Source organism: Billgrantia bachuensis, assembly GCF_011742165.1.
Classification (GTDB): domain Bacteria; phylum Pseudomonadota; class Gammaproteobacteria; order Pseudomonadales; family Halomonadaceae; genus Halomonas; species Halomonas bachuensis.
Window position 1 is genome coordinate 125,300 of record NZ_JAAQTO010000049.1, and the last position, 18,206, is coordinate 143,505.

Below are 18,206 nucleotides of genomic sequence, written 5' to 3' on the forward strand. Positions count from 1 at the left end.
TCACCCCCGCCTTCGGTGACTTATGGATATGTTGTCGGAAGTCCTCGATCTCTTCCTCAGCCTGGATAACTTTCTGGCCATTGCGCTGGGCGTCGTCATCGGCGTGGTGGTGGGCTCCATTCCCGGCCTGACCGCCACCATGGCGGTGGCCCTGGCGCTGCCGTTCACCTTCTCCATGCAGCCGGTAGCGGCCATCCTGCTGTTGGTGGGCATCTACAAGGGCGGCATGTACGGTGGCTCGATCACCGCCATCCTGATCCGCACGCCGGGCTCGCCGGCTTCCGCCTGCACGCTGCTCGACGGTTACCCCATGGCCCAGCAGGGCCATGCCAAGAAGGCGCTCAAGACGGCGCTCTACTCATCGGTGATTGCCGACTTCATCTCCAACATCGCGCTGATCTTCTTTGCCGCCTACCTGGCCAAGATCGCGCTGAACTTCGGTGCCCCGGAGTTCTTCTGGCTGATCTGCTTCTCGCTGACCATCATCATCTCGCTGGCCAGCGGCTCGATGATCAAGGGCCTGCTCGCCGCGCTGATGGGCATCCTGCTCTCGCTGGTGGGGCTGGACGAGGTCTACGGCTCCCAGCGGCTGACCTTCGGCAACTACAACCTGATGGACTCGATCTCGTTCATCCCGCTGCTGATCGGACTGTTCGCCATCCCCGAGATCATCGAGTTCTATCGCAAGAAGGCGCTGCCTCACCTCAAGGCCAAGGCCAGTGGGGTGGGCATGACCCTGGTCGAGCTCAAGCGCTGCCTGAAGAGCATCATTCGCGGCAGCCTGATAGGCGTGCTCATCGGTGCCATTCCCGGGACCGGGGCCACCGCCGCGGCCTTTATCTCCTACAGCGATGCCCGTCGCCGCTCGCCCAACCGCGACAACTTCGGCAAGGGCGAGTTGGAAGGCGTGGCCGCGGCCGAGGCGGGCAACAACGGCGTGGCCGGGGCGACCCTGATCCCGCTGCTGTCGCTGGGCATCCCGGGCGACGTGATTACCGCCATCATCCTCGGCGCCTTCATGGTCCATGGCCTCACGCCGGGCCCGATCATGTTCCAGGAGAACCTGACGCTGATCTATGCGCTGTTTATCGGCATTATGTTCAGCTCACTGGTGTTGCTGGTGGTGGGCTCCGGGGCCATCAAGTACTTCTCGCTGATCGCCGATATCCCCAAGGCGATCCTCTTTCCCATCGTGCTGATGTTCTGTGTCTACGGCGCCTATGCCGTGAACAACGACACCTTCGATGTGTGGCTGATGCTGGGCTTCGGCGTGCTGGGCTATATCTTCAACCGGGCGGCGATTCCGGCGGCTCCCTTCCTGATCGGCTTCATACTCGGGCCGATGTTCGAGGACAATCTGCGTCGCTCGCTGTTGATCGGCCACAACGATCTCGCAATCTTCGTGCGCGGCCCGATCACCTGGTTCTTCATCGCCCTGACGCTGGGCTCGATGCTGCTGGCGCTCTATCGCTACGTCACCTCGCGTCGCCAGCCGTCAACCAGCGACACGACGCAGGAGACGCCGTGAGCACCCTGCACGGGCGGAACCCATAAGGGTGGGACCACAGCGAGCGGAGGCAATGATATGGCGGGACCGCTGACAGGCCTGCGGGTGCTCGACCTGAGCCGCGTGATGGCCGGCCCTTGGTGCACCCAGATACTCGCCGATATGGGCGCGGAGGTGATCAAGGTCGAGCGCCCGACGAGCGGCGACGACACGCGCCACTGGGGGCCGCCCTGGCTCAAGGACCGCGACGGCAACGAGACCAGCGAGTCGGCCTACTACCTTTCAGCCAACCGCGGCAAGCACTCGGTGACCGTGGATATCGGCAAGCCCGAGGGCCAGGTGCTGATCCGTGAACTCGCCGCCGAGAGCGATATCCTGGTAGAGAACTTCAAGAGTGGCGGCCTGGCGCGCAAGGGGCTCGACTACGCTACCCTCGAAGCCATCAACCCGGGGCTGATCTACTGCTCGATCACCGGCTTCGGCCAGACCGGGCCGATGGCCGCCATGGCCGGCTACGACTACCTGATCCAGGCTCAGGGTGGCCTGATGAGCATCACCGGTGCGGCAGACGGCGAGCCGGGCGCCGGCCCGCAGCGGGTCGGCATGGCGGTAGCGGACCTGACCACCGGCATGAACGCCACCATTGCCATTCTCGGCGCGCTGCACCATCGCCACCTCACTGGCGAAGGGCAGTACATCGACATGGCACTGCTCGACGTGCAGGTGAGCTGGCTGGCCAATCAGGCGCAGAACTATTTCTGCAGCGGCACGCCGCCCATCCGCACCGGCGAGTACCACCCTAACCTGGTGCCCTACCAGCCTTTCCCCACCGCCGACGGAGAGAAGGTGATCATCGCCATCGGCAACGACGGCCAGTTCCAGCGTTTCTGCCGGGCGGTCGGGCAGCCCAAGCTGGCCGAGGATCCGCGCTTTGCCACCAACCCCGAGCGGATCCGGCATCGCCTGGAGCTGGTGGCGTTGATGGTCGAGATCACCCGCACGCGCACCAGTACCGAGTGGATAGCGCTGCTGAGCGAGATCGCGGTACCCTGCGGGCCGATCCAGAACATCGCCCAGGTCTTCGACGACCCTCAGGTCAAGGCACGAGAGATGAAGATCGAGCTCGAGTCTCAACGCGGGCAGATTCCCGGCGTGGCCAACCCGATCAAGTACTCGCGCACCCGGATCGAGTATTGCAAGGCGCCGCCGGCGCTGGGTGAGGATACCGAGGCCGTGCTGGCGCGGCTGCTGGGTAAGGCGACGAAAGAGATAAACGAACTGCGCCAGCTTGGTGTGATCTAGCGCAACGTCAGCCGACGCTGACGCCGCCGCAGACGAACAGTGTCTGGCCGGTGACGAAGCCGCTGCGCGCGTCGCAGAAGAAGCTCACCGCCTGGGCCACATCCTCGGGCTGGCCCAGGCGCTTCACCGGGATGTTGTCGATGATGCGCCGCGCACGCTGCGATTCCGGCGGGTTGTTCTCCCAGAAGGCTGTGGTGGCGATGGGGCCGGGGGCGACGCAGTTGACCGTGATGCCGTCACCGGCCAGCTCCAGCGCCCAGGTGCGGGCCATGGACTGCAGCGCGCCCTTGGTCGCGCTGTAGAGGCTGCGCGCCTCCTTGCCCAGCACCACGCGGCTGGCATTGATCACGATACGGCCGTGGCGGCGCTCTCGCATGCCCGGCAGCAGCGCCTGGGTGCAGACCAGCGCCGAGCGCACGTTGAGGTGCATCAGGCGATCGAAGTCTTCCACTCGCGTCTCGTCGAGCAACGCGGGCGCGACGATACCCACGTTATTGACCTGGCACTCCACGGCATGAGTCTCGACGATCTCGGCGAGCGCCGCCCGGGTGGCCTCTACCTCGGCGAGGTCGACCCGGCGCGCATCGGCCCTGAGCGACTCGGCCTCGGGCTCGACGATGTCCAGCACGATGGTACGGTAGCCGTCCTGCTGCAGGCGCAAGGCGATCGCCTGGCCGATATTGCGAGCGCCGCCGGTGACGATGGCGCAGGGTGGTTCGGTCATGTTCGGGCCTTGGTAAGCGGGAGCGTGAAGTGCACCTAGCGTACTTTAGTTCGCTAGATGGTTGCGCTCCAGCACACGCGCCGCAACCCGACCTTGGTCTGGAATGGGCCGGGGTTTTTACAGGAGAGTTGTAAAGGCAGCGCCTGTTAAACTCGGGCTAATCCAGAAATGTTTAGGCAGGGACATGATCAGGAACGTCGGCAATACCGAGATACGGCTCAAGCACAAGGCGACCTGCCACTGTGGCGCGGTCGAACTCGAGTTGACGCTGCCCAATGGAATCGAGAACCCGAGACGCTGTGACTGCTCCCTCTGTCGGCGAAAAGGCGCCATAGTTGCCTCGGTGAGTCTCGATGGGCTGCGCGTCGTCAAGGGTGAGGATGTCCTGAGGCTCTATCAGTTCAAGACCATGACAGCGAAACACTATTTCTGCGCGAACTGCGGGATCTATACGCACCATCAGCGGCGTTCCGATCCCAATGAATATGGCTACAACGTCGGCTGCCTGGAGGGCGTCAATCCTTTCGAGCTGGGCGAGGTGGCGGTATCGGACGGCGTCAACCATCCCGCGGACCGCTAGGGCAAATGACAATCCGTCCCTCTCGGAGGGACACGAGTCGCCTTGCGGCGGCTGCAAGTCGCCAGTGCGTTCTGCTGCTCGTTGGCCACATTCCGTTCCCTCGTAAGGCAAAGAGTGTCGAGCTGGTCCAGAATGCGCTTATTGCGCCCAACAATAATTTAACGAGGTAGCCCATGGAACTCCTCTTGATTCTGGTAGGAGTCGGCGTTGCACATCTACTGGCCGTTGTCAGCCCGGGACCGAGCTTGCTCGTCGTGGCCCGATCAGCGATCTCCACCTCGCGGAATGCGGCAATCTGGACAGCACTCGGCATTGGAGTTGGATCGGTGATCTGGGTGCTTGCCGCCTTATTCGGGCTCCATCTGCTGTTCGCCATGGCCCCCTGGGTCTATACCGGCGTGAAGATCGTCGGTGCTGCCTATCTTTTCTATCTCGCGTTTCAGCTATGGCGACATGCCAAAGTTCCCATGCAATTCGATGCCTCAGTTGCCAGGCCAGCCGTTTCACCATTCAAATCGTTCCTTAGAGGGCTGCTGGTACAGTTGTCGAATCCGAAGGTGGTGGTTTTCATGGGTTCGATCCTGATCACGCTGTTGCCGCCACAGTCTTCGAATGGCCTGATAGCCGCGCTTCTGCTGGTCGTTTTTCTGGATGAGTTCGTGTGGTTTTCCTTTGTCGCTTGTGCCTTCTCCATCCCGCGTTTTCGAGAGGGTTACATGCATTTCAAGAGTATTATCGACCGGGTGACAGCCAGCTGCCTGGGAGGTTTGGGGCTACGGCTCATCGTGGGCCGATAGCACTGGTTCACCGGTGCGACGCCTCCGTTCTGCTGAGATGCATCCATGATTCGAAGCCTGCTCTACGACACCTTGATCCTCAGGCTCACCGCGCGCTGGTACGCCGAGGTGCTGAATCGGCTGCCCGATGAGGCCAGACTGCTTGATGTGGGTATTGGCACAGCCGGTGCGCTGCTAGCCAATGCCGAGCGGGTACAGCAAAAGCGTTTGCACGTGACCGGCATCGATATCGACGGCGACTATGTCGCACGCGCCCGGCAACGGCTTGAAGATTCGCCGCTTGCCGAGCGAGCCGAGGTGCGTCTCGAGTCCGTCTACGATCATCAGGGCGGGCCCTACGATGCCGTCTACTTCTCCGCCAGCTTCATGCTGCTGCCGGAACCCGAACGGGCCTTGCGTCACTGCATCGGGCTACTGAAACCGGGCGGTCGACTCTACTTCACCCAGACTATCCAGCAGCAGCCCTCGCGTTTCATGGAGCGCTTCAAGCCCATGCTCAAGCGGCTCATCAGTATCGATTTCGGCCAGGTGACCTACGAGGATGCCTTCAAGTCGCAGCTCGCTGCAGCCGGCCTGGCGCTGGAGGAGTTCACGCTGCTGTCACAGCACGGCGGCCGGGCGTCGTGCCTGGCCGTGGCGAAGCCCCTCGACAGATGAGGCTCCGCAGGCTGGCCTGTCACGGATAGCGACCGCTGCGGCGATTCTCCACCAGCACCTCGAGGATGGCGTTGGCCTCCTGCATGATCGGCGAGGGGGCCTCGCCCTTGCGCCGGCTGCAGATTACCGGCGAGGTCAGGCCCGGGTCGGCGAGGTAGACGTAGACGATGCCGTCGCGGCGGACGCGCTTGACCTGCTCCGGCACCAGGGTGATGCCCAGGTCCGAGGCGACCAGGCCGAGTGCGGTTTGCAGCTCGTTGGCCTCCTGCGCCACAGTCACCTTGAGGCCACGACGGCGGAATAGCCCCAGCATAATATCCGCCAGGCTCGGCCTCGGCTGGGCCGGAAACAGCACCAGCGGATACTCGGCGAGCTGGGCCAGCGTCGGGGTGGTATCGGCCAGTGGGTGGCCTTCGGGCAGCGCGGCCATCAGCGGCTCGTCGAACAGGTTCTCCTGCTCCACGTCGGGGTCGTCGATGCGCATGCGACCGAAGCCCATGTCGATGCGCCCGCTTTTGAGCGCTTTCACCTGCTGCACCGTGGTCAGCTCGGCCAGCACCAGCTCGACGTTATCCTTTTGTCGTAATTCCCGCACCAGCAGCGGCAACTGCCCGTAGAACACCGAGGGAACGAAGCCGATGCCGAACATCACGCGCTTGCTGCGCGCCATTCGCTGGGCGGCAGCAACGGTGGTGTCGATCTTCTCCAGTATCTGCAGGGTATGCTCATGGAAGAACTGTCCCGCCGGCGTCAGGCGCAGGCCGCGTGCGCTTCGCTCGAACAGCTCGGCCCCGATTTCGCTCTCCAATTGCTTGATCTGCCTTGATAAAGGCGGCTGGGCCATGTGTAGCTTCGCCGCCGCCCGGGTCAGGTTCAGCTCCTCTGCCACGACGCAGAAATAGCGTAGATGTCGCAGCTCCATGATACCTCCAGGGTATGGCTCGGGACCTAAACGATATTGGTTCGGCCGCGCCGGGGCAATCAGACTGCCAAGGTATCGAAACACCGAACCGCCGGAGCGCGCATGTCATCCGTGATCGAGTCCATCGAAACGCTGCTGGTCGACCTGCCGACCATCCGTCCTCACAAGCTCTCCATGGCCACCATGGCCTGCCAGACGCTGGTCATAGTGCGACTGCGCGACAGCGACGGTGTCGAGGGCCTGGGTGAAGGCACCACCATCGGCGGGCTCGCCTATGGCCCCGAGAGCCCCGAGAGCATCAAGCGCAACATCGACGCCTACCTGGCGCCGCTGCTGATCGGCCAGCCGGCGGGTGCCGTCGCCACGCTGCGCGCTCGCCTCGACCGCCACGCCCGCGGTAACGCCATCGCCAAGTCGGCGCTGGAGACCGCGCTGCTCGACGCCCAGGGCAAGCGCCTGGGGTTGTCCATGGCCGAGCTGCTCGGCGGCGCGCGCCACGACCATCTGCCGGTGCTGTGGACCCTGGCCAGCGGCGACACCGGCCGCGATATCGACGAGGCCTTCCAGCGCCTGGAGCAGCGCCGCCACTGCGACTTCAAGCTCAAGATCGGCGCCAACGCCGTGGACGACGACGTGCGCCATGTTGCCGCGATCAAGGAGGCGCTGGGTGAGCGGGCAAGCGTCAGGGTAGACGTCAACCAGGCCTGGGACGAGCGCACAGCCGTGCGCGGCATTGCCGCCCTGCAGGCCGCCGGCATCGAGCTGATCGAGCAGCCGATTCCTGCCCGCGAGCATGCTGGCATGGTGCGCCTGGCCAACCGCTTCGAGGTGCCGATGCTGGCCGACGAGGCAGTGGCCGACGCGCGCGACGGCTTCGAGCTGGCCGCGGCCGGCTTCAGCGGCGCCTACGCGCTCAAGATCGCCAAGGCCGGCGGCCCGCGCGGTGCCCTGGCGCTGGCCCAGGTGGCCCGGGCGGCCGGCATTGGCCTCTACGGCGGCACCCTGCTGGAGGGCACCATCGGCACCGCCGCCTCGCTGCACGCCTGGGCGACGCTGCCCGAGCTGGCCTGGGGCAGCGAGATGTTCGGCCCGCTGCTGCTCAGGGACGACATCGTCGCCGAGCCGCTGGCCTATGGCGAATTTGGCGTCGAGCTGCCGAAAGGCCCGGGGCTGGGAGTAGCCCTGGATGAAGACAAGCTTGCCCACTTCACACGCAAGTAACCGGAGGACGCACGCATGCTTTTTCAGGTGGAAATGACCGTCAAGCTGCCGCCATCGATGCCGGCCGAGGAGGCTGCCGCAATCAAGGCGCGCGAGAAGGAGTACGCCCAGGAGCTGCAGCGCCAGGGCAAGTGGCGCCACCTGTGGCGGGTCGCCGGCAGCTACGCCAACGTCAGCATCTTCGACGTGCGCGACAACGCCGAGCTGCAGGAGCTCGTCGCGGGCCTGCCGCTCTTCCCGTGGATGGAGATCAGCGTCAAGCCGCTGTGCCGCCATCCGTCATCGATTCGCGACGACGACAGCTGATCAAGCAGCACGCCAGCCCCACGGGGCAGCCAATGACAACGAGGACAGACCCATGACCGTGAAGATCCATGACACCCCCGACGTGCAGAACTTCCTGAAAGCCGTGGCCGGCTTCGACGAGCAGGGCGGCAGCCACCGCGCCAAGCAGATCCTGCATCGCCTGCTCTCCGACGTGTACCGCCTGATGGATGACTTCGATGTCAGCCCCGAGGAGTTCTGGTCCGCCGTCAGCCTGCTCAACGAGCTGGGCAAGGAGAGCCAGTTCGGCCTGCTGGCCCCGGGGCTCGGCTTCGATCACTACCTCGACATGCGCATGGATGCCGCCGACGAGCAGGCCGGCCTGACCGGCGGCACGCCGCGCACCATCGAAGGCCCGCTCTATGTGGCCGGCGCACCGGTGGCCGAGGGCGAGGCGCGCCTGGACGACGGTAGCGACGAAGGTGCCGAGGTCATGTGGCTGACCGGCCAGGTACGCGACACCCAGGGCAAGCCGATCCCCGGCGCCCAAGTGGAAATCTGGCACGCCGACTCCAAGGGCAACTACTCCTTCTTCGATCCGTCGCAGTCGGATTACAACCTGCGCCGCACCATCCTCGCCGACGCCGAGGGGCATTACCGCGCGCGGAGCATCATTCCCTCCGGCTACGGCGTGCCGGCCGGCAGCCCCACCGACCAGGTGCTCAAGCTGCTGGGTCGCCACGGCCAGCGCCCGGCGCACATCCACTTCTTCGTCTCCGCGCCCGGCCATCGCCATCTGACCACCCAGATCAACCTGGCTGGCGACGAGTACACCTGGGACGATTTCGCCTTCGCCACCCGCGAGGAGCTGGTGGTTGACGCCACCCGCATCGAGGACGCCGCCGAGGCCGCCAAGCGCGGCCTCGAAGCGCCCTTCACCGAGGTGGTGTTCGACGTTGAGCTGGCCTCGACCGCCGACCCCGAGCTGCAGACCCGCCACAAGCGTCCGCGGGCACTCGAGGACGAGGCGGCACCGAGCCAGCGCGAGCCCGCCGAGGCCTGATCGCCGCTTCCGACGCACGAACTTGACGCCATGAAGAGCTCCCCCGCTGGCCTGGGCCGGTGGGTAGGGGAGCCTTACGACCCTGACAAGAGCAACGAGGAGTTGGAGCCATGACCGCACAGCTTGATCGTCTCGAGAAGCGCGTTCGCGGTGCCGTCGTCGACGACCCCGAGAACGGCATCTTCCGCTGCCACCGCAGCATGTTCACTGACCCGGCCTTCTTCGAACTGGAGATGAAGCACATCTTCGAGGGCAACTGGCTGTTCCTGGCTCACGAGAGCCAGGTTGCGGAGCCGGGCGACTACATGACCGTCACCATGGGCCGCCAGCCGGTAATCATCACCCGCGACAAGCAGGGCGAACTGCACGCGCTGATCAACGCCTGCGCCCACCGCGGCGCCACCTTGTGCCGCAAGAAGCGCGGCAACAAGGGCACCTTCACCTGCCCGTTCCACGGCTGGTCGTTCAAGAACGACGGCAAGCTGCTCAAGGCCAAGAACGAGAAGACCGGTGCCTACCCCGAGAGCTTCAAGCAGGAGGGCTCCCACGATCTCAAGCGCGTGGCGCGCTTCGAGAACTACCGCGGCTTCCTGTTCGGCAGCCTCAGCGCCGACGTCGCCCCGCTCACCGAGCACCTTGGCGAGACCACCAAGATCATCGACAACATCGTCGACCAGGCGCCGGAGGGCATCGAGATCTTGCGCGGCACCTCCTCCTACACCTTCAACGGCAACTGGAAGCTGGGCGCCGAGAACGGCGCCGACGGCTACCACGTCAGCACCGTGCACTGGAACTACGCCTCGACCATGGAGCGGCGCAACTACGACGCCGGCGGCACCAAGGCGGTGGACGCCAACGGCTGGTCGAAGAGCATGGGTGGCTTCTACTCCTATGAGAACGGCCACATGATGCTGTGGACCCGCCTGCTCAACCCCGAGGTGCGCCCGGTCTACTCCCAGCGCGAGCGCATCGAGCAGGAGCTCGGCGAGGCACGGGCCGACTCCATCGTCAACCAGACGCGCAATCTCTGCCTCTACCCCAACGTCTACCTGATGGACCAGTTCTCCACCCAGATCCGCGTCATCCGGCCGATCGCCGTGGACAAGAGCGAGGTCACCATCTACTGCTTCGCGCCCAAGGGCGAGTCCGCCGAGAACCGTGCGCTGCGTATCCGCCAGTACGAGGATTTCTTCAACGTCAGCGGCATGGGCACGCCCGACGACCTGGAGGAGTTCCGCGCCTGCCAGAACGGCTACGCCGGGCTCGACGCCGAGTGGAACGATCTCTCCCGCGGCGCCAAGCAGTGGATCGATGGGGCCGACGACAATGCCAAGGCCATCGACATGAAGCCGCTGCTCAGTGGCGCCTCGCCCGAGGACGAAGGGCTCTACGTGCTGCACCACAAGCACTGGGTCGAGGAGATGCTGCGCGCCATTGCGAAAGAGCGCAGCCAGTTCATCGCCACCACGCCTGTTGCCACTAGCGAATCCTGAGGAGGGCATCATGAGCATCGACTTTCTGGCCATCCAGGCCTTCGTTCATCGCGAAGCCCGTCTGCTCGACGATCGCGAGTGGGACGAGTGGCTGACCTGCTACAGCAAGGACGTCGTCTTCTGGATGCCGGCCTGGGACGACGACGACCGCCTGACCGAGGACCCCCAGAGCGAGATCTCGCTGATCTACTACCCCAACCGCGAGGGTCTTGAGGACCGCGTCTACCGCATCAAGACCGAGCGCTCCGGGGCGACCAGCATCCCCGAGCCGCGCACCACCCACCAGGTCACCAACCTGGAGGTGCTCTCCCAGCAGGGCGACACGGTCGAGCTGCGCTTCAATTGGCACACCCTGAGCCACCGCTACCAGCAGACCAGCGCCTACTTCGGCACCTCCTTCTACACCCTGGACGTGTCCGGCGACACACCGCTGATCACCTACAAGAAGGTGGTGCTCAACAACGACTACATCCACCAGGTCATCGACGTGTATCACGTCTGAACGATTGCGAACCCGGTGGGGGAGGAGACGAGCATGAGCTACACGATAGCCCTCAACTTCGAAGACGGCGTGACCCGTTTCATCAGCTGCAAGGACGGCGAGACGGTGCTCGACGCCGCCTATCGCCACAAGGTCCACCTGCCGATGGACTGCTCCGACGGCGTCTGCGGCACCTGCAAGGGCACTTGTGAGCAGGGCGCCTTCGACCTGGGCGACGAGTACATCGACGAGGCGCTCTCCGACGAGGAGGCCGCCGAAGGCAAGGTGCTGACCTGCCAGATGGTGCCGTCGTCGGACTGCGTGGTGCAGGTGCCGGTGGCCTCGACGCTGTGCAAGACCGGCGTCGGCGAGTTCCCCGGCCGGGTCGCCGAGGTTTCGCGCCTCTCCGAGGACAGCTTCGAGCTGGTCGTGGATCTCGACGAAGGCGAGGGGCTCACTTTCCTGCCGGGCCAGTACGTCAACATCCAGGTACCGGGCAGCGACGAGACCCGCTCCTATTCGTTCAGCTCGCTGCCCGGTGAACGGCGCGCCTCGTTCCTGATCCGCAACGTGCCGGACGGACTGATGAGCGGCTATCTCACCGGGACGGCGAAGCCCGAGGATGCGCTGACCCTGACCGGGCCGATGGGCAGCTTCTACCTGCGCGAAGTCGAGCGCCCCGTGCTGATGCTGGCCGGCGGCACCGGCCTGGCGCCGTTTCTGGCCATGCTGCGCCAGCTGCAGGAGCGCGGCTGCGATCAGCCGGTGCGCCTGCTCTACGGCGTCAACATCGATGACCATCTGGTCAAGCTCGACGAACTCGACGCCTTCGTCGAGGCGCTGCCCGACTTCGCCTACACCACGGTGGTGGCCGACGCGGCGAGCGAACATCCGCGCAAGGGATACGTGACCCACCACATGGCGCCTGAACTGCTGCACGACGGCGCCGTCGACGTCTACCTGTGCGGGCCACCGCCGATGGTAGACGCGGTGCTCACCCACTTCCGCGAGCAGGGCATCGACCCGGCCAGCTTCCACTACGAGAAGTTCACCCCGAGCCTGGCCCCGGAAGAGGCTAAGAAGGAGGCGATGGCATGAGCGCGCGTTTTGAAGGGCAGGTGATGGTGATCACCGGCGCCGCCCAGGGCATCGGCCGGCGCGTCGCCGAGCGCGCCGGGGCCGAAGGCGCCCGGCTGGCGCTGGTGGACCGCGCCGAGCACGTCGAGCGGGTGGCGATCGAGCTGCGCGACGCGGGCATCGAGGCGATCGCCCTCATGGCCGACCTGGAAACCTGGGAAGGCGCGGAAAGTGTGATGCGCCAGGTGCGGGAGCACTACGGCCGGCTCGACGTGCTGATCAACAACGTCGGCGGCACCATCTGGGCCCAGCCCTACGAGCACTACGGTCCCGAGCAGATCGAGGCCGAGGTGCGTCGCTCGCTGTTTCCCACCCTGTGGTGCTGTCGCGCGGCGCTGCCCTTCCTGCTGGAGAGCCGGGGCAACATCGTCAACGTCTCCTCGGTGGCCACCCGCGGCATCAACCGGGTGCCCTATGCCGCCGCCAAGGGTGGCGTCAACGCCATGACCGTGGCGCTGGCCTTCGAGTATGCCGAGCACGGCATTCGCGTCAACGCCACCGCCCCCGGCGGCACCGAGGCGCCGCCGCGGATCACGCCACGCAACAGCGCCCAGCCCAGCGAGCAGGAAAAGGCGTGGTACCAGCAATTGATCGACCAGACCCAGGCCACCAGCTTCATGGGGCGCTACGGCACCCTCGACGAGCAGGCCGGCCCGATCCTGTTCCTGGCCTCGCGCGATGCCAGCTACATCACCGGCAGCGTGATGCCGGTGGCGGGAGGTGACAGCGGCTGATCAGCCCGTGCCACGTTCACCTGTACGCACCACTCACTCAACGATAACAACATCCCCTGGAGTACACCGTGAAACATATCGAGAAAGGTGCCGGCCTTGTCACGGCGCCACGCGACTTCATTCGCGACCTCAACGCCGACAACCTGAGTGCCGGCCTGGTGGCCGGGATCTTCGGCCTCAGCGCCGGGATCATCCATATCAGCGCCGGCACCGCGGCGGGGCTCCCCCAGGAGTTCACCCTGCTGTGGGTGATCAGCTACCTGATGATCAACGGTCTGTTCGGGCTCTTCCTGCCGGCCTACTACCGCTTGCCGCTGCCGATGGCCAATTCCATCCCCGGTGCGCTGCTGTTCGCCGCCATCATCCCCGTGGTGGGGCTCAACGAGGCGCTGGGTGCCACGCTGATGGCGGGGGCCATCGCGCTGGTGGTGGGTCTTGCCGGGTGGATGAGCCTGGTCATGCGGCTGATTCCGATGCCCATCGTGATGGGCATGGTAGCGGGCATATTGCTCAAGTTCGGCACCAATATGGTGATGCCGCTGCAGAATGCGCTGCTGCCGGCATCGGTCATGATCCTTTCCTTCTTCTTCGCCGCGCGCTATCTGCGCCGGGTGCCGCCGCTGGTAGTCACGCTGCTGGTGGGCGTCGGCTACATGGCCCTTTCCGGCGCCGATTTCTCGAGTGTGACGTTCTCCTTCAAGCTGCCCGAGTTCATCATGCCCGCCTTCACTCTGGAGGCCTTCCTGGCCTACGGCCTACCGCTGGCGCTGATTCTCGTTGGCATGGAGACACCCGCCGGGGTGGGGCTGGTCAAGGGCATGGGCTACAAGAGCGCGCCGGCCAATGCCATCACCGCGCTGGGAGGCTTCGGTACCATGATCTCGGCCTTCTTCAACCTGCACAGCACCTGCATCGCCGCGCCGATGACCGGCATCTGTTCGGGTCCCGAGGCCGGCAGCCACGACAAGCGCTGGGTGGCGGCGGTGATCGTCGGCATCATCTTCGTCACGGCAGCGCCCTTCTACGGCTTCGTGTTCAGCCTGATCGAGGCGATGCCGAGCTACTTCATCGCCATCATCGCGGGGCTGGCGCTGCTGCGCGTGATCGGCTCGGCCATGCAGATGACCTTCTCCGGCAAGCACGAGGTGGGCGCGATGTTCTCTTTCCTGATTGCCGTATCGGGAATCCAGATCCTCGGCATCGGTTCCTCCTTCTGGGCGCTGGTACTGGGGGCGGGGCTCTCCATGCTGGTGGAGTTCCGCGACTTCGACTTCTCGCGTGAGTCCGCCACCTCCCGCCGTTCCGCCGCTTCGGCGCGTTGATCCGTTACGCATGAATCCTCCTTGGCCTGAGACCGCGCTGGTCCAGGCCTTTTTTCTCGCAGGCAGATACCAGCCAAGGCCGTTGACCATGTCGCTACTCAAAGATGCTTCCCTACCCGCGCTCACCGCCGGCTTCGTGGCGGTGTTGATCTCCTATGCCGGTCCGCTGGCGATCTTCTTCCAGGCGGCTCAGAGCGCGGAGATCTCGAATGCCATGATGACCTCCTGGGTCTGGGCGATCTCCATCGGTGCCGCTGCCTCCGGCATCCTGCTCAGCCTGTGGCTCAAGGTGCCGGTGGTCACCGCCTGGTCGGCGCCGGGCACGGCGCTGCTGGTCAGCCTGTTTCCGGAGCTGTCGCTGGGCGAGGCCGTGGGGGCCTACCTCTCCGCGGCGGTGATACTTTTCGTGGTCGGTATCACCGGTTCCTTCGACCGCATCGTCCAGGCGATCCCGCCCGGCATCGCCAGTGCCATGCTGGCCGGCATCCTGTTCCAGTTCGGCGTAGGGATCTTCGTCGCGCTGGAGTCGGTACCAGCGCTGGCCATCGGCATGATCGTCGCCTACCTGGTCTTCAAGCGGCTCAACCCGCGCTACAGCTTGATCCTGCTGCTGATCGTCGGTGTGGTACTGGCGGTGGTATTGGAAGGGGCGAGTTTGCGCGGCGTCTCGATCCAGCTGGCCGAGCCCCAGTTCATCCGCCCCGAGTGGACCTGGAACGCCACCCTGAGCCTGGCAATTCCGCTGACGCTGGTCAGCCTCACCGGACAGTTCCTGCCGGGCATGGCGATCCTGCGCACTTCGGGCTACGACACGCCGGCCAAGCCGATCGTCACCATCACCAGCCTGACCTCCTTCGGCACCGCCTTCTTCGGCGGCATTACTACCGTGGTGGCGGCTATCACCGCGGCCATCTGCACCGGCAAGGAGGCCCACGAGGACCCCGGCAAGCGCTACGTGGCCGGGGTGGCCAATGGTCTCTTCTACCTGATCGGTGGCACCTTCGCCGGTACCATCGTGCTGCTCTTCACCTCGCTGCCCGGGGAGTTCGTGGCGGTGCTGGCCGGTTTGGCGCTGATCGGCGCCATCACCAGCAATGTCAGCGCCTTCGCCGCCCGCAAGGATCACCTGGAGGCCTCGGTGATCACCTTCATCGCCACCGCTTCGGGCATCAGTTTCCTGGGGCTGGGTTCGGCCTTCTGGGGTGTGGTGGTGGGATCCCTGGCCTACCAACTGCTGCACCGTCCCTTCGTGCTGTCGGACCGACGGAAGGCTTCTGCCGCCGGCGAGAGGCAGTGATTGCCCCGCGCGAGAAATTCGGCCAATGTCGAGCATGACCGCCGACCATCGGCCTGAAACCTCAGCACGTGCGTGGCACTTATGCTTGATCGAGCTGCTCCCGAGTACTCGGCTTGGAACCCCGGCCTCGAGGCCGACCTGCCCAGGCGCTACCGGCCCCTGGAAACCATTCATCGCCCCGAGAGCGTCTCTTCCGACTTGGCCGAGATCCCCGAGCTGAGGGCGCTCACCGGGCTCGAGGAGGAGGAACTGGTCGCGTTCCGCGCCGAGCGCCTGGTGCTGCACGAGCTGATCGTGCGGGTGACCGCCGACATCCTGGTGCACGAGGGCGAACAGGAAGAGGTGTTGGGGCATAACTTCCGCCGCATCGTGCTCAAGATCCTGGCCGACTACCTTTCTCCCCAGCTGTCGGCATTCCAGCGGGCATTCGACCGACTCTGCGCGTCGATACAGGGCAGGGCGGGAGAGATCCTGGAAGCGGCCTTCGCCCCCGAACCGGAGACGGGCGATCCCGAGCCTGTCTCCTTCCTGGCTCGCTGGCTGGGCAAGCGTTCCGCTCCGCGCCCGCAGGATCGCCGCTCGTTGGAGGAGCGCCACCACGATGCGATTAAGAGCATCAAGCAGCAGGGCCTGGCTGCCCGGGACGAGCTGGAGCAGGCCGTCTACAAGAGCGCCTACCGAGTGCTGAGTTCGATTGCCGCTGCCCAGGGCCATATCGGGATGGATCGCGAGGTCCTGGCAAGGTTGATCACCCGACATGCCTGTAACGACTATGGCAGCCGCGTCATCGGCCGCCTGCTGGCTCCCCACGTCGAGCGGGCCATGCAGCAGGAGGGCTACGATCGGGTGCCTCTTGCCGACGAGCCGATCCTGATCAGTCTCAAGGGTGCCTCGGCGGCCGGTAAGAGCTCCTTGCGACACCTGCTGAGACATACGTTGCAGAACCTGGGCCTGCCACCGGATCAGTACGGCACCATCACCCCCGATATCTGGCGGCGCCTGCTGCTCGACTATGAGGGGCTGGGGGAAGCCTATAAGTATGCCGGTCGCCTGGCGGGCAAGGAGGTCAAGCTGATCGACGCCAAGCTGGACCGCTACATCCGCGACAAGGCGCAGCGGGACGGGACCATTCCCCATCTGCTGATCGACCGCTTTCGCTTCGACAGCTTCTCCACCGAGACGGTGGCGCGAATCCTCGACGACACCTATGCCAAGTACGTCGCTACGATGCACATGTACTTCATCATCACCCCGCCGGAGGCCACAGTGGAGCGGGGCTGGCAGCGGGGGCTGGAGCGGGGACGCTACAAGGCGGTGTCGGACTTCCTGGGTCACTGCGTGGAAGCCTATGACGGCATGCCCAGAGTCTTCTTCAAGTGGCTGGTCAGTCCACGGCCGCGCTTCAAGTACGTCTTTCTCGATAACAGTGTGCCCAGGCATACCCCGCCCGAGGTCGTCGCCCACGGTACCCGCGACGCGCTCCACATCCTGGCGCCCCTGGGCTTGGTCGACATCGAGCGCTACAAGAAGATCAACACCTCGGCGACGTGCCCGGAAGAGGTCTATCCCGGCGGCGACGTGCTGGCGGTGGCCAACAACTGCACCTTCCTCAAGCAGTGCATCGCCAAGGTGCCGGAGGTCCGCTTCATCGACGCCACGAGCGGCAAGACGTACCTGTGCGCCAGCTCGGGCCGCTTCGCAGTAGAAGACCCCATGCTGCTGCACGCCAAGCGGCAGAATCCCGAGCTGGCGGCGCTGTTTGCCGAACTGGGAGTACCCGAGCATTAAAACGACACGGGTCCGCACATTGTCGGACCCGTGATGTGATATTTCGCCTCTCTTAACGTCTTTTGGTCAGAGCACCCCCTTGGCCTTGGCGGTATGCGTGGCGATGGCATCCATCAGCGGCGGCGAGAGGCAGTCGTAGGGCGGCAGGCCCAGCTCCTGGAGTCGTGAGCGCACGCTGCTCATGTCATCAGGGTTGGCGCCGGACTCGATGATCGACGAGACGAAGGCGGCGAACTCGGGGCCGGCCCAGCCTTCGTCGTACGACAGCTCGGTGTGGATGAAATCCAGCCCGTGAAAGGGATGGCCGGTGTTCTCGATGCGGCCGTACATGTGCACGCCGCATTCACGGCAGGCATGGCGCTGGATGGCGGCGGCCGGATCGACCACCTCGAGTTTGTCCTCGTTGGCGGTGACTCGGAGCTGGTCGCGGGGCACCACGGCCACCATCGAGAACAGCGCACCTTCGGGTTTCCAGCACTTGGTGCAGCCGCAGACGTGATTGTGGGCGCACTGGGCGTCGACCGTCACCTCGACCTGGTTGCTGCTGCAGTGGCAGTAGAGCTTGCCACCGGTGAAGCTCTCGCTGCCGCGCTTGACGCCGTCGTCGACGGCGGGATGAATGTGAACGCTGTGGTGGCTCATGGTGGGCTGACTCCCCTGTGTTGTCGTTGTCGAGGGCTTCGCCGCGGGAGGCGGCGTACGGGGTGTGCTCTGTGGCTTGGTGGTTCTTGTGCTGCCGCCATGTGCAGTTCTCGGCGGGGCGGGCTTGCCGCCGAACCAGCGCTGGATCATGTCCATCAGGCTCATGGTTGCCTCCTTGTCCCTTGGACGCGTCAATACCGAAGCACGGTACGAATGCTCTTGCCCTCGTGCAGCAGCTCGAACGCCTCGTTGATCTTCTCGAACGGCATCTCGTG

The 18,206-nt window shown here is 65.0% G+C and carries 18 protein-coding genes; 15 read left to right on the top strand and 3 right to left on the bottom strand.

Features of this window, described 5'->3' with window-relative positions; genetic code table 11:
* Window positions 1-22: 22 nt before the first annotated feature.
* Together HBJ55_RS17395 and HBJ55_RS17400 are read left to right on the top strand one after the other, a co-directional pair.
* The gene (locus HBJ55_RS17395) at window positions 23-1,528 is read left to right on the top strand and encodes a tripartite tricarboxylate transporter permease (protein ID WP_167117889.1); all 1,506 of its coding nucleotides are present in this window, start codon (window positions 23-25) and stop codon (window positions 1,526-1,528) included.
* Window positions 1,529-1,585: 57 nt separating this feature from the next.
* Window positions 1,586-2,809 carry a CaiB/BaiF CoA transferase family protein gene (locus tag HBJ55_RS17400; protein ID WP_167117891.1) on the top strand — a complete coding sequence of 408 codons (1,224 nt, stop codon included), beginning with the start codon at window positions 1,586-1,588 and terminating at the stop codon, window positions 2,807-2,809.
* A gap of 7 nt (window positions 2,810-2,816) precedes the next feature.
* Here the strand turns inward: HBJ55_RS17400 and HBJ55_RS17405 are convergent, their stop codons facing one another.
* Window positions 2,817-3,533, bottom strand: coding sequence for an SDR family NAD(P)-dependent oxidoreductase (locus HBJ55_RS17405; RefSeq protein ID WP_167117893.1), 717 nt, complete (start codon window positions 3,531-3,533; stop codon window positions 2,817-2,819).
* Window positions 3,534-3,717: 184 nt separating this feature from the next.
* Here HBJ55_RS17405 and HBJ55_RS17410 point away from each other — a divergent pair, with 184 nt between their 5' ends.
* The 3 genes from HBJ55_RS17410 to HBJ55_RS17420 all read left to right on the top strand — a co-directional run bounded on the left by HBJ55_RS17410 (window position 3,718) and on the right by HBJ55_RS17420 (window position 5,567).
* Complete coding sequence (locus tag HBJ55_RS17410) at window positions 3,718-4,113, top strand: GFA family protein (RefSeq protein WP_167117895.1); 396 nt, start codon at window positions 3,718-3,720, stop codon at window positions 4,111-4,113.
* A gap of 173 nt (window positions 4,114-4,286) precedes the next feature.
* A complete protein-coding gene (locus tag HBJ55_RS17415) occupies window positions 4,287-4,910 on the top strand; it encodes a LysE family transporter (protein WP_167117897.1) in 624 nt (207 codons plus the stop codon).
* Between the two features lie 45 nt (window positions 4,911-4,955).
* On the top strand, window positions 4,956-5,567 hold the full coding sequence (locus HBJ55_RS17420) for a class I SAM-dependent methyltransferase (protein WP_206022734.1): 612 nt from the start codon (window positions 4,956-4,958) through the stop codon (window positions 5,565-5,567).
* 19 nt (window positions 5,568-5,586) lie between these two features.
* Here the strand turns inward: HBJ55_RS17420 and HBJ55_RS17425 are convergent, their stop codons facing one another.
* Window positions 5,587-6,489: a LysR family transcriptional regulator gene (locus HBJ55_RS17425; RefSeq protein ID WP_167117899.1), complete on the bottom strand. Its 903-nt coding sequence runs from the start codon at window positions 6,487-6,489 to the stop codon at window positions 5,587-5,589.
* Window positions 6,490-6,591: 102 nt separating this feature from the next.
* On the opposite strand from HBJ55_RS17425, the gene HBJ55_RS17430 reads away from it, so the two are divergent.
* The 10 genes from HBJ55_RS17430 to HBJ55_RS17475 all read left to right on the top strand — a co-directional run bounded on the left by HBJ55_RS17430 (window position 6,592) and on the right by HBJ55_RS17475 (window position 17,289).
* Window positions 6,592-7,710, top strand: a complete 1,119-nt coding sequence (locus HBJ55_RS17430; protein ID WP_167117901.1) for a muconate cycloisomerase family protein — start codon at window positions 6,592-6,594, stop codon at window positions 7,708-7,710.
* 15 nt (window positions 7,711-7,725) lie between these two features.
* Complete coding sequence (gene catC, locus HBJ55_RS17435) at window positions 7,726-8,016, top strand: muconolactone Delta-isomerase (RefSeq protein WP_167117903.1); 291 nt, start codon at window positions 7,726-7,728, stop codon at window positions 8,014-8,016.
* A 52-nt stretch (window positions 8,017-8,068) separates the two neighbouring features.
* The gene (gene catA / locus HBJ55_RS17440; RefSeq protein ID WP_167117906.1) at window positions 8,069-9,037 is read left to right on the top strand and encodes a catechol 1,2-dioxygenase; all 969 of its coding nucleotides are present in this window, start codon (window positions 8,069-8,071) and stop codon (window positions 9,035-9,037) included.
* Window positions 9,038-9,147: 110 nt separating this feature from the next.
* Window positions 9,148-10,530, top strand: a complete 1,383-nt coding sequence (locus HBJ55_RS17445) for a Rieske 2Fe-2S domain-containing protein (RefSeq protein WP_167117909.1) — start codon at window positions 9,148-9,150, stop codon at window positions 10,528-10,530.
* A gap of 10 nt (window positions 10,531-10,540) precedes the next feature.
* Window positions 10,541-11,032 (top strand): benzoate 1,2-dioxygenase small subunit, encoded by a 492-nt coding sequence (gene benB, locus HBJ55_RS17450; RefSeq protein WP_167117912.1) that lies wholly within the window; start codon window positions 10,541-10,543, stop codon window positions 11,030-11,032.
* Window positions 11,033-11,065: 33 nt separating this feature from the next.
* Window positions 11,066-12,109 carry a benzoate 1,2-dioxygenase electron transfer component BenC gene (gene benC, locus HBJ55_RS17455; protein ID WP_167117915.1) on the top strand — a complete coding sequence of 348 codons (1,044 nt, stop codon included), beginning with the start codon at window positions 11,066-11,068 and terminating at the stop codon, window positions 12,107-12,109.
* A complete protein-coding gene (gene benD / locus HBJ55_RS17460; protein ID WP_167117918.1) occupies window positions 12,106-12,882 on the top strand; it encodes a benzoate diol dehydrogenase BenD in 777 nt (258 codons plus the stop codon). Before benC ends, benD begins: the two co-directional genes overlap by 4 nt.
* Window positions 12,883-12,950: 68 nt before the next feature.
* Window positions 12,951-14,204 carry a benzoate/H(+) symporter BenE family transporter gene (locus HBJ55_RS17465; RefSeq protein ID WP_167117921.1) on the top strand — a complete coding sequence of 418 codons (1,254 nt, stop codon included), beginning with the start codon at window positions 12,951-12,953 and terminating at the stop codon, window positions 14,202-14,204.
* Between the two features lie 88 nt (window positions 14,205-14,292).
* Window positions 14,293-15,501: a benzoate/H(+) symporter BenE family transporter gene (locus tag HBJ55_RS17470; RefSeq protein WP_167117924.1), complete on the top strand. Its 1,209-nt coding sequence runs from the start codon at window positions 14,293-14,295 to the stop codon at window positions 15,499-15,501.
* A gap of 81 nt (window positions 15,502-15,582) precedes the next feature.
* Window positions 15,583-17,289: a DEAD/DEAH box helicase family protein gene (locus HBJ55_RS17475; protein WP_167117927.1), complete on the top strand. Its 1,707-nt coding sequence runs from the start codon at window positions 15,583-15,585 to the stop codon at window positions 17,287-17,289.
* 66 nt (window positions 17,290-17,355) lie between these two features.
* Here the strand turns inward: HBJ55_RS17475 and gfa are convergent, their stop codons facing one another.
* Window positions 17,356-18,096, bottom strand: a complete 741-nt coding sequence (gene gfa, locus HBJ55_RS17480) for an S-(hydroxymethyl)glutathione synthase (RefSeq protein ID WP_240936175.1) — start codon at window positions 18,094-18,096, stop codon at window positions 17,356-17,358.
* Window positions 18,097-18,206: the final 110 nt, after the last annotated feature.

What these genes read in the sequence shown, in the direction of transcription:
- HBJ55_RS17470 (WP_167117924.1), top strand. Translation starts at nt 14,293, where the DNA reads ATGTCGCTACTCAAAGATGCTTCCCTACCCGCGCTCACCGCCGGCTTC.
- HBJ55_RS17410 (WP_167117895.1), top strand. Translation starts at nt 3,718, where the DNA reads ATGATCAGGAACGTCGGCAATACCGAGATACGGCTCAAGCACAAGGCG.
- HBJ55_RS17425 (WP_167117899.1), bottom strand. Translation starts at nt 6,489, where the DNA reads ATGGAGCTGCGACATCTACGCTATTTCTGCGTCGTGGCAGAGGAGCTG.
- gfa (WP_240936175.1), bottom strand. Translation starts at nt 18,096, where the DNA reads ATGAGCCTGATGGACATGATCCAGCGCTGGTTCGGCGGCAAGCCCGCC.
- HBJ55_RS17400 (WP_167117891.1), top strand. Translation starts at nt 1,586, where the DNA reads ATGGCGGGACCGCTGACAGGCCTGCGGGTGCTCGACCTGAGCCGCGTG.
- HBJ55_RS17430 (WP_167117901.1), top strand. Translation starts at nt 6,592, where the DNA reads ATGTCATCCGTGATCGAGTCCATCGAAACGCTGCTGGTCGACCTGCCG.
- catC (WP_167117903.1), top strand. Translation starts at nt 7,726, where the DNA reads ATGCTTTTTCAGGTGGAAATGACCGTCAAGCTGCCGCCATCGATGCCG.
- HBJ55_RS17405 (WP_167117893.1), bottom strand. Translation starts at nt 3,533, where the DNA reads ATGACCGAACCACCCTGCGCCATCGTCACCGGCGGCGCTCGCAATATC.
- benC (WP_167117915.1), top strand. Translation starts at nt 11,066, where the DNA reads ATGAGCTACACGATAGCCCTCAACTTCGAAGACGGCGTGACCCGTTTC.
- HBJ55_RS17395 (WP_167117889.1), top strand. Translation starts at nt 23, where the DNA reads ATGGATATGTTGTCGGAAGTCCTCGATCTCTTCCTCAGCCTGGATAAC.
- HBJ55_RS17445 (WP_167117909.1), top strand. Translation starts at nt 9,148, where the DNA reads ATGACCGCACAGCTTGATCGTCTCGAGAAGCGCGTTCGCGGTGCCGTC.
- benD (WP_167117918.1), top strand. Translation starts at nt 12,106, where the DNA reads ATGAGCGCGCGTTTTGAAGGGCAGGTGATGGTGATCACCGGCGCCGCC.
- catA (WP_167117906.1), top strand. Translation starts at nt 8,069, where the DNA reads ATGACCGTGAAGATCCATGACACCCCCGACGTGCAGAACTTCCTGAAA.
- HBJ55_RS17475 (WP_167117927.1), top strand. Translation starts at nt 15,583, where the DNA reads ATGCTTGATCGAGCTGCTCCCGAGTACTCGGCTTGGAACCCCGGCCTC.
- HBJ55_RS17420 (WP_206022734.1), top strand. Translation starts at nt 4,956, where the DNA reads ATGATTCGAAGCCTGCTCTACGACACCTTGATCCTCAGGCTCACCGCG.
- benB (WP_167117912.1), top strand. Translation starts at nt 10,541, where the DNA reads ATGAGCATCGACTTTCTGGCCATCCAGGCCTTCGTTCATCGCGAAGCC.
- HBJ55_RS17415 (WP_167117897.1), top strand. Translation starts at nt 4,287, where the DNA reads ATGGAACTCCTCTTGATTCTGGTAGGAGTCGGCGTTGCACATCTACTG.